The 14293-nt window shown below is 48.7% G+C and carries 13 protein-coding genes and 2 tRNA genes; 8 read left to right on the top strand and 7 right to left on the bottom strand.

All coding sequences use genetic code 11. From position 1 onward, the window contains the following. Window positions 1-93 precede the first annotated feature (93 nt). The 4 genes from ACEW9I_RS07200 to ACEW9I_RS07185 form a co-directional block, all read right to left on the bottom strand. Window positions 94-165 (bottom strand) — tRNA-Thr (locus ACEW9I_RS07200). 11 nt (window positions 166-176) lie between these two features. After that, window positions 177-257: transfer RNA gene (locus tag ACEW9I_RS07195), tRNA-Tyr, on the bottom strand. A 56-nt stretch (window positions 258-313) separates the two neighbouring features. Continuing rightward, entirely contained in the window at window positions 314-793 is a 480-nt protein-coding gene (locus ACEW9I_RS07190) for a low molecular weight protein-tyrosine-phosphatase (protein WP_373539670.1), read from the bottom strand. A gap of 56 nt (window positions 794-849) precedes the next feature. After that, window positions 850-1620 (bottom strand): DUF362 domain-containing protein, encoded by a 771-nt coding sequence (locus tag ACEW9I_RS07185; protein WP_373539669.1) that lies wholly within the window; start codon window positions 1618-1620, stop codon window positions 850-852. Window positions 1621-1918: 298 nt separating this feature from the next. Here ACEW9I_RS07185 and ahcY point away from each other — a divergent pair, with 298 nt between their 5' ends. From ahcY to phnE, 8 genes are all read left to right on the top strand, one after another. After that, on the top strand, window positions 1919-3190 hold the full coding sequence (gene ahcY, locus ACEW9I_RS07180; RefSeq protein WP_373539668.1) for an adenosylhomocysteinase: 1272 nt from the start codon (window positions 1919-1921) through the stop codon (window positions 3188-3190). A gap of 243 nt (window positions 3191-3433) precedes the next feature. Next, entirely contained in the window at window positions 3434-4732 is a 1299-nt protein-coding gene (locus ACEW9I_RS07175; protein WP_373539667.1) for a glycogen/starch/alpha-glucan phosphorylase, read from the top strand. A 58-nt stretch (window positions 4733-4790) separates the two neighbouring features. After that, the gene (locus tag ACEW9I_RS07170) at window positions 4791-7160 is read left to right on the top strand and encodes a GAF domain-containing protein (RefSeq protein WP_373539666.1); all 2370 of its coding nucleotides are present in this window, start codon (window positions 4791-4793) and stop codon (window positions 7158-7160) included. Then, window positions 7135-7593: a response regulator gene (locus tag ACEW9I_RS07165; RefSeq protein WP_373539665.1), complete on the top strand. Its 459-nt coding sequence runs from the start codon at window positions 7135-7137 to the stop codon at window positions 7591-7593. The genes ACEW9I_RS07170 and ACEW9I_RS07165 overlap by 26 nt, the downstream gene beginning before the upstream one ends. Before the next feature lie 266 nt (window positions 7594-7859). Continuing rightward, window positions 7860-9881: a PAS domain S-box protein gene (locus tag ACEW9I_RS07160; protein ID WP_373539664.1), complete on the top strand. Its 2022-nt coding sequence runs from the start codon at window positions 7860-7862 to the stop codon at window positions 9879-9881. A gap of 114 nt (window positions 9882-9995) precedes the next feature. Then, window positions 9996-10931 carry a phosphate/phosphite/phosphonate ABC transporter substrate-binding protein gene (locus tag ACEW9I_RS07155; RefSeq protein WP_373539663.1) on the top strand — a complete coding sequence of 312 codons (936 nt, stop codon included), beginning with the start codon at window positions 9996-9998 and terminating at the stop codon, window positions 10929-10931. Between the two features lie 273 nt (window positions 10932-11204). Beyond that, window positions 11205-11924 carry a phosphonate ABC transporter ATP-binding protein gene (locus ACEW9I_RS07150; protein ID WP_373539673.1) on the top strand — a complete coding sequence of 240 codons (720 nt, stop codon included), beginning with the start codon at window positions 11205-11207 and terminating at the stop codon, window positions 11922-11924. 32 nt (window positions 11925-11956) lie between these two features. Next, the gene (gene phnE / locus ACEW9I_RS07145; RefSeq protein WP_373539662.1) at window positions 11957-12727 is read left to right on the top strand and encodes a phosphonate ABC transporter, permease protein PhnE; all 771 of its coding nucleotides are present in this window, start codon (window positions 11957-11959) and stop codon (window positions 12725-12727) included. A 55-nt stretch (window positions 12728-12782) separates the two neighbouring features. On the opposite strand, the gene aroQ is transcribed toward phnE, so the two are convergent. The 3 genes from aroQ to pgsA form a co-directional block, all read right to left on the bottom strand. Beyond that, entirely contained in the window at window positions 12783-13280 is a 498-nt protein-coding gene (gene aroQ, locus ACEW9I_RS07140; protein WP_373539661.1) for a type II 3-dehydroquinate dehydratase, read from the bottom strand. A 16-nt stretch (window positions 13281-13296) separates the two neighbouring features. Next, a complete protein-coding gene (locus ACEW9I_RS07135; protein WP_373539660.1) occupies window positions 13297-13437 on the bottom strand; it encodes a hypothetical protein in 141 nt (46 codons plus the stop codon). A gap of 315 nt (window positions 13438-13752) precedes the next feature. Next, complete coding sequence (gene pgsA / locus ACEW9I_RS07130; RefSeq protein ID WP_373539672.1) at window positions 13753-14289, bottom strand: CDP-diacylglycerol--glycerol-3-phosphate 3-phosphatidyltransferase; 537 nt, start codon at window positions 14287-14289, stop codon at window positions 13753-13755. Window positions 14290-14293 lie beyond the last annotated feature (4 nt).

The raw sequence follows: 14293 nt of genomic DNA, 5'->3' as shown, positions 1-14293 counted from the left end.
GCACATATTTTCCCGTACACAGACAGCAAAAATCGGCTCTCATGACATCGATTTGTCTGTTGAAAGCCTTACTCTGCTTATGTTATAACCCGAAGCCCTCAATGAGGCTTGAACTCATGACCTCTTCATTACCAATGAAGTGCTCTACCACTGAGCTATGAGGGCGTTTGTGAAAGTGGGCCGAGCTGGATTTGAACCAGCGTAGGTCTCCCAGCAGATTTACAGTCTGCCGCCATTAACCACTCGGCCATCGACCCATTTGTTTCACAGTTACTAATACTAGCATAGGTAATTAAAAATACAAAGCAATTTGCTAAACATTGTTGATGTCTGTCGATGTTAGCTGGGAAAGCAATCCGCTACAGGCGTCTGTAAGTAGGTCGAGAACGTAGTCAAAGCCTTCTGTACCCCCAAAGTAGGGATCGGGGACTTCTTTGTCTGAGTGGTGGGTGGCAAAATCACACATCAGTTTAACTTTGTCCTGGTGTTGCCTTTGGGGGTCGAGGGCGATAATATTCTGATAATTGTCGCGATCCATCGCGAAGATGAGATCGAATGCGGTGAAGTCCGCCGTGGTAAATTGTCTAGCACTGCCAATCATGGGCAAATTTCGTTTGGCGGCGGCGGCTTGCATCCGCCGATCGGGTGAATTGCCAATATGGTAGCTACCAGTACCAGCAGAGTCACACTCGATCTGGCTGCTCATACCAGCTTCAGCCGCGAGATGATTCATGATATTTTCAGCGGCAGGGGAGCGACAGATGTTACCGAGACAGACGAAGAGGAGTTTCATATTACGCAGAGGGCGCGGAGTTAGGGGAGAACGCGGAGAAGTTGCTGGTGGGTTTTTTACTTGGACTGTTGTCGGAGTTTGTCGATCGCGTCCAGGTAGTCAGGGATTGCTTCTTCAGCGGCGACACAGGCGGCTCGATCGACAGCAATCGGATCGGTACCTGCGAATATTTTACCAAACTCGATTGTTTTGCCGCGATCGGGTTTCCAGTCGGGGCTGATAAAGCGCAAGTCGGCATCTACTACAGCACCATCAAAAAGATGTCCGATGGAGAAGTAGACATCTTGGAGGATTTTGGGGACGGAGGGTTGGTGGAGTTGTCCGCGTGAATTGAGGCTGCGGGCGTGGTATTTCGATCTCGGGAAGAGTCCATAGAGGTTTTTGAGCGAGGCGGAAATTAGGGGTTGGTTTTTGAGCATTGTCCGCTTGAATGCACCGACGGTAATTCGACAGTCTACTTGCTGAAGTAGTGCGGGTGCCCACATCGTTTTAAATCTCATCGGAGTGGGGGAAAGATTGGGGTATTCGATGAGTGGAAGTGTATCGGCATCGAGTAGCTCCATACCTTCATCTAACAGGGCATACAGCCCATTTTTGCTGGCAATATCGTGAAGGCTGACGGGAGAACATACGCCTTCGACGATCGAGATTTTGGCGGTGGGGCTAGCTTGACGGAGTGCTTGCAAAACTTGACTCAGTATGCCCATGCTCACTGTTACGGGTGCGGCGACGGGATAACCAAGGTTTGGTTTGACGAGGATGTGTTCGGCGTTGTGGGCGGATGCAGGGGGGTGGTAGCTAAATGATTTGGTTGCCGAAGTGTACATCTACAAGATTTATAAGGGCGGGTTGGGGGGGATTTTCCTAGCGGCGATCGATACTAATTGTGAGAGCGAGTTAATATTTTACTTTAATAGCAGCGATCGATTAGTCAGATAGATCTTGCCCACTCCTATTTTCGATCGACAGTGGTATGATGCTACCAATTCATGGCTCCGCACAAATACTTAGGGACGATTACTAATTTTCGGCTGACCGTAGTCGATCGTGCGGAGTGATAAATTCAATAATTTCCTGTAACCTATAGGAAAGCTAGAAGTTTATATATATTTAGAGACGGCATCTATGATAGCAACTGCACTAAAACACGAAGTCAAGGATTTATCCCTCGCACCATTGGGCAAGCAACGAATTGAGTGGGCGGGACGAGAAATGCCCGTGCTGCGTCAGATTCGGGATCGGTTTGCAGCAGAGAAGCCTTTGGCTGGCATTCGCATCGTCGCTTGTTGCCATATTACTACCGAAACAGCTCACCTGGCGATCGCGATCAAAGCTGCTGGTGCTGACGCAATTTTGATTGCTAGCAACCCTCTCTCCACCCAGGATGACGTTGCCGCTAGTCTAGTTGTCGATTATGGGATTCCGGTTTTTGCTTTCCGGGGTGAAGATGAAGCCACCTACAAACGCCACGTCCAAACTGCTCTCGATCACCGCCCCAATATCATCGTCGATGATGGTTGTGACGTAGTAGCAACGATGGTTCAAGAACGCCAACACCAACTGAGCGAACTGATCGGTACTACCGAAGAAACCACTACTGGGATCGTGCGGCTCGAAGCGATGTTCAAAGCTGGAGTATTGACTTTCCCTGCTGTCAACGTCAACGATGCCGACACCAAGCACTTCTTTGACAACCGTTATGGTACCGGACAATCCACCTTGGACGGGATCGTGCGTGCTACCAACATCCTCCTCGCTGGCAAAACGATCGTCGTCGCTGGCTATGGCTGGTGTGGTAAAGGTACCGCCATGCGCGCCCGTGGGATGGGTGCAAACGTAATCGTGACTGAAATCGACCCAACCAAGGCAATTGAAGCCGTCATGGACGGTTATAGCGTGATGACAATGGCAAAAGCAGCGGTTGTTGGCGATATCTTTATTACCGTCACTGGTAACAAGCACATCATCCGTGCCGAACACTTCGATGCGATGAAAGATGGCGCGATCGTCTGTAACTCCGGTCACTTTGATATCGAAATCGATCTCAAAGCTCTATCGAGCAAATCATCTGGTGTCAGCACTGTCCGCAACTTTACTGAAGAGTACAAACTCAACAATGGTAAATCTATCATCGTCATCGGTGAAGGTCGTCTCGTCAACCTCGCCGCAGCCGAAGGACATCCTAGTGCAGTGATGGATATGAGCTTTGCCAACCAAGCGATGGCTTGCGAATACCTCGTCAAGAACCGAGGCGAACTGACTCCAGGTATCCACTCGATCCCCGTCCATGTGGACAAAGAAATCGCGCGGATGAAACTTGAAGCAATGGGCATCCAGATCGACACTCTGACTGCCGATCAGATTGATTATGCCAACTCTTGGACTTCTGGTACCTAGTTTCGATTTCTAGTCAGCTCAATTAATCCCCGAACAGCACAGAGCACGATGCGCTCTGTGCTGTTTTGTGTAGATACGCGAGTAATTAACTGCAAAGTCTAGTCGATCCTCACAACTTCCTCAAATTTCCCAGCTAAAATACCGATCGAGTAGTTGGATAGACAAATATGCAACTAAATTCTCTGGTGGAGAGGATAAATCGAATCTTGACATGAATGATGACACCACAGAGGAATCTAAATCATGATTGAAAATGTTAATTTTCGGAGCGGAATTGGCAGTGGGATCGGATCGATGCCAGTAGTTTTGGCAAACCTACCGTGCAAGTCTTATCTTCCTAGTCGCAACCATCGTCGGATTAAATATCTACCGCCCCCATCCATGCCGCGATCGATCGCCAGAAATCGCCAGCGGTGGTCGAGCGATAACCGACTCACTACGATGCCGCCAGGGACAAGCTACTGCGAACGACCCTTAGTCGTCAACCCATGTCAGTGGTTAGCGACCGGAAATCCGCGCCTCGCCAGTTTGGTGACCGAAACGATCGGCGATCGCTGGATGACCCAATTAGAAGACCTCCAGCAGCTAGCAACAATGGCTACCAATCCACTGTTTCAATTGCGGTGGCGGGCGATTAAGCAGGCAAATAAGCGGATTCTTGCGAATACCTTGTACGCAGCTCAAGGTATTCGGATCAATGTTAATTCACTATTCGATCTTCAGCTAGCTCCGATCGGTGGGCATCAACGCCAACTATTAAATCTGCTGCACATTATTACCTTAGTCGATCGCCTCAAGCAAAATCCGCACCTCGATTTGAGCAACCGCACCTTTATTTTTGCCGATCTAGCTGAAGCCACAGCGGTAGATCTCGATTTGAGCGCAGCCAGCGATCGAGATCTAGCGATCGGTGATGAAATCCAGTACGATCGCCTCAAGCAGCAGATGGAAGCCGATAGTAATCTGGCGATCCTCGGTCTGATCCAAGCTCTCGCCACAACTGTAGCCGCAAGTCCCCTGTTGAGCGAGAAATTACAAATAGTCTATCTCCCAGCAGCGGCTGGACTGATAAATCAATTGTATGCAGCGGCAGATCTGACGGAGCAGATCGCCACCGCAGCAATCGAAGATCTAGACTTGAATAAATTACAAGCTGCTGTAAATGGAGTAATATCGATCGGGAGTTTGGGGAAAACCAATCATTGGCTCCAACAAACAGTCGGCGAACACAATTGCTTCCGGTTTGGACTAGCAATTCCCGAAATAGCCCTATTTAAAGAATATGGCTACGATCCATACAATTACTACAAATACTATCCCCAAATCCGTCGCGCGATCGATTGTCTCTTGGCTGGTTATTATACTCCAAGCGATCCGAGTCTCTGTCGATCGATTATCGATACTCTCCTCGGCGAAGATGAGCACATGGTATTAGCGGATTACATATTTTATGCAGCTTGTCAAGCTCACGTCAGTGACACTTATCGCCAAACAGGACTATGGACACAGATGTCGATTATGAATGTCGCTGGCGTAAAATAATTGTGAGCGATGAAGATCTCAATTTCCCCCTCCTCGACTCGTCAGCAGCAACCGTCTGATGAAAAATCTCACTTCTGGCAAGGTATCGAGCGGATTTATCGCTGCTGTATTGGTATTGGCGATCAATGCCGTTGTTGCTTACCACAGCATCGATACAGTTAGCAATAACAATCGATCGCAAATCTCTAGCGGTCAGTTGGTGGATATTTTGGTAAAAATGCTCTCAACATTGAAAGAGATCGAGCTAGGGCAGCGAGAGTATCTATCGACCAACAATCCCCAGTATCTAGCGGCGTATCGGATCGATATCGCCCAAATCCGCGCTCAGTTAGGCACACTCACTGACTCAAACTCTGTCCGACAGATACCTGTCCCCTTGGAGGTGCAAATCGATCGACATCTCGATGAATTGGTCGAGACGATCGATCTGCGCCAAGCACGCGTCCTATTGCCAACTCGTCAGTTAGAGCTGTCCCAGCGCGGACAACAGTCGATCGCGCAGATCCGTCAAATCGTCACTAGCCTAGATCGAGCCGAACGCAGTAGCCTTGCGCGATGGCAGCGGGAGTCAAGCCAAAGTTTAAGTGATACCAAAGTTGCGTTGGCGATCGCGGGATTATTAGATTTAGGATTACTGACATTTTTGTACGGGTTGGTCGGTTGGGATTTTACCAAAAAGGATCGGGCAGAATCGACACTGCGCGACTATGTATCTGAATTTGAAGAGTTGTATCATACTGCTCCCTGCGGCTATCATTCGCTCGATGCTACGGGCAAAGTCCTGCGGATCAATCGCACTGAGTTGGAAATGTTGGGCTATGAGGAAGCCGAAATTATTGGGTGCAAAAATATTGCCGATTTGCTGACTAGTGAAAGTATGCAGAAACTCAATGACAATTTCGCGCTCATCAAAACACGCGGCTGGATTAGCGATATCGAATTTGAGATGGTGTGCAAAGATCGTCGCATCGTCCCCGTCAGTGCGACGATTGTCGCGACAAACGATGCCTGTGGCAATTACATTGGTGCGCGGGTGACATCGATCGATATTAGCGAACGCGTGCGGCTCCGCCAGCAAGCGCGACTATCAGCCGAAATCTCGCAAAAAATTCGCCAGTCGTTGCAATTAGAAGAAATCCTCCAAACAGCTGTAGAAGAAGTCCACAAGCTGTTGGCAGTCGATCGCGTTCTCATCTTTCGCCTCAATCCAGACGGCTCTGGTACTGTCGTCCAGGAGCAGGTGAGTGCGGATTATCCAGCCGTAATGGGGAGTAATATTGTCGATCCTTGTTTCGATCGCAGTTACCATCACAGCTACACTCAGGGCCGAATTTATACGATTACTGATATCACCACAGCCAGCTTGAGTCCTTGCTACGTCAAGTTTTTACAACAGTTTGCCGTCAAAGCTAGTGCGATCGTCCCCATCTACTTACGAGCTGAATTGTGGGGGCTACTGATCGTCCATCACTGTCAAGCACCGCGACAATGGCAGCCCAAAGAAGTGGAGATCGTGTCCCAACTTACCACTCAAATCGGCATTGCCCTCGCGCAGGCGCAACTCCTCGCCCAAGAACAGCTCCAGCGTCAAGAACTCATGCGATCGAATGCCGAGCTAGAACAGTTCGCACACATCGCCTCTCACGATCTCCAAGAACCGCTGCGAATGGTGATTAGTTACCTCCAACTCCTCTCGCGTCGCTATCAGGGCAAACTCGATCCCGACGCCGATGAATTTATCGATTACGCTGTCGATGGTGCCGTCAGGATGCAGGCATTGATTCAGGCATTACTGAGCTATGCCCGCCTCAGCAGCCGCAAGCAGCCCTTTAGCTGGGTCAAATGCGATCTTGTACTCCAGGATGCAATCTCCAACCTGCACGTCGCGATTACTGAAAGTGGAGCCATCATTTCAGCCGATCCGCTCCCAGTCGTCTGGGGCGATGCGACCCAATTGACACAGGTCTTCCAAAATTTGCTTGCCAATGCAATTAAATTCCGGTGCGGCATCCCCCCACAAATCCAGATTCGTGCCCAGCGCCTCAATTCACTCAACCTATCCTGTCCGCACATCCCGACAACGGTCATTGAGGAGCTGAAGACAACTGCTGCTAGTTGGTGCTTTGCTGTCGCCGACAATGGCATCGGGATCGAACCGCAATACCTCGATCGGATTTTTGTCATCTTTCAACGCTTACACACCAGAGCCACCTACCCAGGCACAGGCATTGGTCTAGCGATTTGCAAAAAAATCATCGAGCGGCATGGTGGTACAATCTGGGTAGAATCAACACCCGTGCGGTCGGATTCGACGTTGCTACAGCCTTTGCCAGTCCAGTCCGAGTGTTACGGGTCGATATTCTACTTTATACTGCCAGCGGAAAGTGGGATCTCTGTCCAACATGACCATCAACAGCCGCGCCATTGAAATTTTACTCGTGGAAGACAATCCTGGTGATGTAAATCTAACCCGAATTGCCTTAGCCGACGCCCCTGGGGAGACGCTCCGCGACCGCCAGATCGCAGTGAATTTAAGTGTAGTAGCGGATGGCGTTGAAGCCATGAATTTTCTCCATAAGTGCGCCATTCTTCCAGATCTGATCTTATTAGATTGGAATCTGCCCCGCAAAGACGGACGCGAAGTACTGATGGAGATCAGAGCAGATGAACGATTGCAGCGGATTCCAGTCATCGTACTCACCACTTCCCAAGCAGAGGAGGACATCATCAAAGCATACAATCTCCATGCCAATTGTTACATCACCAAACCCGTAGATTTCCATCAATTTGTCCATATTATCCAGTCGATCGAAGAATTCTGGTTCACCATCGTTGAGCTACCACCGGAGGCTAGGGATTAGGCTTTAGGGATTAGGCTTTAGGTTTTAGGTTTTAGGTTTTAGGGATTAGGCTTTACTTCCTTCCTACCCAAACAACAAACCATCCACCATTCACCATTCACCATTCACCATTCACCATCCACCATTCACCATTCACCATTCACCATTCACCATCCACCATTCACCATTCACCATTCACCCTAAATATCTAACTTGACACTGAAAGAAGAGTAGGTTTCAACTATCAACTATCAACCATCAACTACCAACTATCACCGGAGCACAGCATGATTACTGTTCTCAACATTTTGCTCATCGAAGACAATCCTGGTGATACGCGGCTGTTGCAAGAAATCCTCCGCGAAGTCACTACCACTCGCTGTCAGATCGTCCCCGTGATGACCCTTGCCGCTGCGATCGCCAAGCTATCAGCGAGTGAGGCGGAAATTATTGGCACATCTGGCGATCCTTGCTCCCACTTCGACGCGATCTTGCTCGACCTCTCCCTCCCAGACAGCCAGGGACTAGCCTCATTTATCGACTTACACGATCGCTATCCCCACATTCCCATCGTCGTCCTCACAGGCTTAGATGACCAAAACCTGGCGATTTCCGCCATGCAGCAAGGCGCACAAGATTATCTGATCAAGGGACAAGTCGATAGCAACCTTCTGCTCCGCTCGATCCGGTACGCGATCGAACGCGAACGCACCGATACCGAGCTGCGGCTAGCCAAAATCGAACTCGAACAACACGCGCTCGAACGCGATCGAGACCTCCAACAGACCAAAAATCGCTTACAACTCGAATTGATCGAACGCCAAAAAGCCGAAATCGCCCTCCACATCTCGCGATCGCGATTTGCGAGTATCCTCGAAATTGCCAGCGATGCCATTATTGCGATCGATTGCGATCGTCAGATTACCCTCTTCAATCAAGGAGCCGAACAAATCTTTGGCTACTCGGCTCAAGACGCGATCGGGCGATCGCTAACTCTGCTGCTCCCGCAGGAGTTTGTCGATCTTGTGAGCACCTTCGTACCAAATTCCCAACCCCAGAGCGTTAGATATCAAGTCATCGGCATCCGCAAAGATGGCAGCAAATTTCCAGCGGAAGCCTCGACATCCTATCTCGAACTAGGACAAGAAAAAGTCTACACGACGATCTTACGCGATGTTACCGCACGGCAGCAAATCGAAAATGAGTTACGCGATGCGCTCCAAAAACTGGACTTTCACTTTGAAAACTCGCCCCTAGCGGCGATCGAATGGGATCGCGAATTTCGGATTAGCCGATGGTCGGCTACTGCTGAAAAGATTTTTGGCTGGTCGTCAGCACAAGTTGTGGGCAAGCATCCCGACGAATGGAAATTTGTGGTGTCAGAAGATGCCGAACGGGTCGCTGCGGTGATGGATCGGCTCATATCTGGTACAGAAGTCAGCAATGTCAGCAGCAATCGTCACTACTGTCAGGATGGGACGATCGTCAATTGTGAATGGTATAACTCGGCGCAGTTAGATCCGAGCGGTCGGATGCAGTCCATTTTTTCGTTGGTGCTAGATGTCACCAATCGACATCAGATGGAACGGATCAAGGACGAATTTATTTCAGTTGTCAGTCATGAGTTGCGGACACCACTGACATCGATCTATGGTGCGCTCAAGCTGTTGGCAAGTGGCTTGCTAGATCCACAGCCACAGAAGCAAAAACGGTTGCTGACGATCGCGGTAGACAATACCGATCGGTTGATGCGGCTGGTAAATGATATTCTCGACATCGAACGGATCGAATCTGGGACGGTTCAGATGGTCAAATCGGTGTGCAAAGTGTCGGCACTGATGGCGAAAACTGTCGATGAGATCGAGCCACTAGCCGAGGCGGCGGGAATTCATCTCAGTGTCAGCGATGCTGGCGGTCAAATCTGGGTCGATCCCGATCGGATGATTCAAGCTTTTACCAATCTCCTCAGTAATGCGATCAAGTTCTCGCCCCGCGCGAGTACGATCTGGTTCACTGCGACCAAGCGATCCGGACAGATGTTATTTCAAGTCCGCGATCGGGGGCGGGGGATTCCGGCGGACAAACTGGGGATCATCTTTGAACGATTTCAGCAAGTCGATGGCTCGGATGCCCGCAATGGTGAAGGCACTGGCTTGGGCTTGGCAATCTGTCGGAGCATCATCCAGCAACACGGCGGTCAGATCTGGGTAGAAAGTGTCCTGGGGGAAGGTAGCACGTTTTCCTGTATCCTCCCGCGATCGCCTTCAGCTCAGGACAGCTTACCACCTACTCCGTGCAGCAACACTTAGCGATCCATGTAGCAAATCGCTCATCCCAGTCTGAAGATAATTCATCACTGATGACCTTTAATGCGATATTATATCAATAATTAAAGTTATCATTCAGATATCCAACAGCAAGCAATGAATCAGCACATCAAATTCGCGATCGGGTTCGCCATCGCGACCGTTAGCAGTGTGGCGGCGTCTCAGTATTTAGCCAACGTCGGTGGGATATCTTCAGCAATTGCCCAACCTCAACCACTCAAAATCGTCTTTCCGACCCGCTCCGGTGCCACAGACCTCCAGAATAAAGCTAAAGCAGTAACAGACTTTCTTAGTAGAGATTTGCAGCAACCAGTCGAAGCTGTGTTCGGGGATGATACCGCAGCAGTAGAAGCATTGCGAGCTAATCAGGCGGATGTCGCTTTCTTGAGCAGTCGCCCAGCACTCAAAGCGCAACAACTAGCCAATGCTCGGATGTATCTAGCAGAAGTGCGATCGAATTATTCCGGTGGGCATACATACAAATCAATTTTTGTAGTTTCCAAAAATAGCCCACTTAAATCGGGGACGGGAAAAGTTACGCTGAGCCAACTTCAGGGCAAGAAAATCGCCTTTACTTCCCCGACATCTGGCTCGGGCTTTATTTTCCCGGTGGCTGAGTTGGTCAAACAAAAACTCGTCCCAGATCGCGATCGGTTAAATGGTTTCTTTGGACAGGTAACTTATGGTGGTGGCTATGACAAAGCCCTGCAAGCTGTATTGAAAGGTCAAGCAGATGTTGCAGCAGTGTCAGAATATACGCTCGGATCGCCCTACATCACACCTGCTGAAGCTAGCACTTTAAGAGTGTTATACAGTATCTCTGGCGTACCTGCCCACGGCGTGGCGATCGATGATGATGTGCCCGTGAGTACGAGAAAGCGGTTAGTGACAGCGATGCTGAAATTAAATCGACCTGAAAATAATCAATTACTGAGATCTCTGTATAACTCTACTGAGTTGGTTGAAGTCAATCATGATAAGCACTTACAACCGATTGCTGACGCGCTCCTGAGTGCGGGAATGAAGCCGTAAACAGTTGACAGTTGATAGTTGATAGTTGACAGTTGACAGCAATTTGCGCTCTCGGAATATCGCTGCGGGAAGGTCGAGAGGGTGGAGCAGTAGCACACCATCGCTCAAGTTTTTAGTGGTTGGATGTTGCCACCCTCCTACTCTCGATCGCCAAAATATAGCAAAAGTTTAGTGAAGTTCGGTAAAAATTAAGTGGATGAAATAAATAATGAGATTAGCTCAGCCCTAATCGATCTACATCGACAGCCAGCATCAAGGGAACTTGCGCCACCCATAATTAAGTGTCAGCAGGTAGTGAGTCAGGCAAAAATCGGCAATCGACCGATTTTAGATGGGATCGATTGTGAGATTAAGCGGGGTGAGTTTGTAGCAGTTCTAGGCTTAAATGGTGCTGGTAAGTCTAGTTTGCTGCGATCGATCGCCGGATTATTACCATTGAGCGCAGGCAGTATTCTTGTTGATGATATCCCCGTCACGCCACGTACTCTCACCCATACACGTCAACACCTAGCGATGTTATTTCAGGGTGGCGGTTTGATTCCGCAACTTGGTGCGCTTGATAATGTGCTCTGTGGGCGATTAGGTGCGTTTTCTGGATGGCAAACTTTGACGGGATTTCCAGCTAGCGAACAGCATACCGCATTGAAATTACTCGATCGATTGGGGATTGGTGAATTGGCTTATCAACCGACGCACCAACTTAGTGGCGGTCAGCGACAGCGAGTGGCAATTGCCAGAGCCTTGATTCGCTCTCCACAAATTTTACTGGCTGATGAGCCAGTAACTGGTTTAGATATTATGGCGATCCAGCAGGTGATGAAAACTTTAGCCCATCTTCATCAAGAAGGAATGACAATTGTGACTGTTTTGCACGATCTCGCTTTGGCTAGTACCTACGCCCAAACTGCGATTATTGTCGATCGCGGTCGTGTGGTTTATCATGGCAGTAGCGATAATCTAGAAGCAGAGTTCGAGCGGCTGTGCGATCCTTAGAGATGACTAATTAATTGAAAATTACGCGATCGGTGCCGAATAAATCCAACTCAATTGTTAAAATACTCATATTTTTCACCGTTATTGGTGTTTATATATGGGCGTGGAATGGTTTACAGGTCGATCTCAAATCATTAAAAGATAGTGGTGGTTACATCGCCGATTTTATTTCTCGGTTATTTCCGCCAGATTTATCAATCCTCGATGTGGCGTGGGCGAGATTATTGGAAACCATCCAGATGTCTCTGTGGGGAACGACAATTGGCGCGATTATCTCTCTCCCGATCGCGATCTTATCGGCAAGCAATTTAGCACCGTGGTGGGTACGTTGGGGTGCTAATTTTATCCAAAATGCCGTGCGATCGATTCCCTCAATTATCTTGGGGTTGATCTTTGTCGCCGCTACGGGCTTGGGCGCACCTGCGGGGACTCTTGCTTTAGGAATTTATACAGTCGGATATTTAGGTAAATTCTATCAAACAGCGATCGAATCTGTCGATCGCTATTCCTTGGAAGCTTTACAGCTTAGTGGCGCATCTTGGTTACAAATCGCTCAGTATGGCGTCATGCCCCAAGTTTTCCCCCTCCTGTGGGGATACACGCTTTATATGTTTGAATACAATATTCGTGCTGCCTCCGTGCTCGGAGTTGTGGGTGCGGGGGGAATTGGCTTTGAACTAGTCAACTATATTCGCGGATTTGAATACAACAAAGCGACTACGATGATGCTGGTTTTACTTGTAGTAGTAACTTTTATTGATGCGATTAGTAGTCAATTTCGTCGCTACTTGGAACAAAAGTAATCTGGATCGATCGACTCCAAAACTCACAATCGATCGCTAGCCTTTCCACTGAAAATTAGCACTCACTGGCCGCTAAATGGGCGACCAACGCCTGTAAACCTAAATAATAACTATTCGCACCAAAACCACTAATTTGACCGATAACTAGCGGTGCTAGATACGAGTGATGGCGAAATGATTCACGTTTGTAGATATTGCTCAGATGCACTTCGACAGTGGGAATACTGACAGCAGCGATCGCATCGCGGATCGCCACACTAGTGTGCGTGTAAGCTCCTGCATTCACAACAATCCCATGATACCGACCTCGGGCATCATGGATCGCATCGACGAGGATGCCTTCATGATTTGACTGCAAACAATGCACTTGGATTTGAAGAGAGCGACCTATTTCTACCAATTTCCGATCGATCTGCTCCAATGTTGACACGCCATAAATTCCTGGCTCACGCAACCCCAACAAATTGAGATTTGGACCATGTAAAACTAATACGCTTAAATCGTTAGTCGTAGGATTCGCTGGCGGCGATATTTCATCCCCGATATCTGTCATAAATCTGGGACTTAGACTATCTCAGCCTGCGGGCACGATCGTCAACCGGAATCGGAATCAATTCAGGTTCCGGCTGCATTTCTGGCCCTAGCAGTGCTTCAATTAACTTGCCAGCCCAGTGCTTTAACTTTTCTAGCACTCTTTCGATATAATCCATCAGATCGCTTACTCCAAGAATAATTAAGCCTGAACTAGTGTCCCCTCAATGGTTTGAGGTTGGACTAACTGTGATGCTTTGACAGTTTAGGTCACTCACTGTTACCTATTGTAAAGCTAAATCTCATCAAGATGTGAGCGCGACTGGGGTCGAGTTGGTGAAATTTATTTTGTAACTAAGTCTAGAACTCAATCCCAGAACGAGATCGACCTGTAATCACTTCCACTCGATTGACTTCCTTAATTAAATATTAAGATCGTCTGAAAATAATTTAGGCAGACAATAATACTCGATCCTCGATCGCTACACTTGTTGTCAGGTCTTCGGTTCAGATGGAACGAGATAAATCAACCCCGAGATGAGAGTGAGCGCAACAGCTAGCCAAAAAGCCACCAAACTGTAAAGATGCCAGTTATCGACCCTGAGCGGCACGGATGTCGATGATATGGGTGCCATCATCATCGCGATCGCGATGATTTGACTAGTAGTCTTGAGTTTACCCCAGATATTGGCACCACTAATCTGCGCTTGACCGACTCGCCACCCCGCGATCGTCAGTTCTCTAGCCAGGATCAGACAGACACCCACGGCTGGTACCAGATGAAGATCGATGAGGATCAGTAACGGAATCAAGATCAGTAGCTTATCTACCAAGGGATCGAGAAACTTGCCCAGATCGGTTACCAGATCCAGCTTGCGCGCCAGATAACCATCCAGCCAGTCAGTTGCAGCCGCCACCACAAATACGCTCAACCCAATCCATCGCACAGTTTGCTCGTGACTATAAAGACAATAAACTACTACAGGTAAACCGAGCAATCGGGACAGCGTGATCGAATTAGGTAAATTCATAGCT

It is taken from the genome of Chamaesiphon sp. (assembly GCF_041738855.1).
Classification (GTDB): Bacteria; Cyanobacteriota; Cyanobacteriia; order Cyanobacteriales; family Chamaesiphonaceae; genus Chamaesiphon.
Note: the sequence above shows the minus strand (reverse complement) of the source record. Positions and strands in the feature narration are given on the sequence as shown.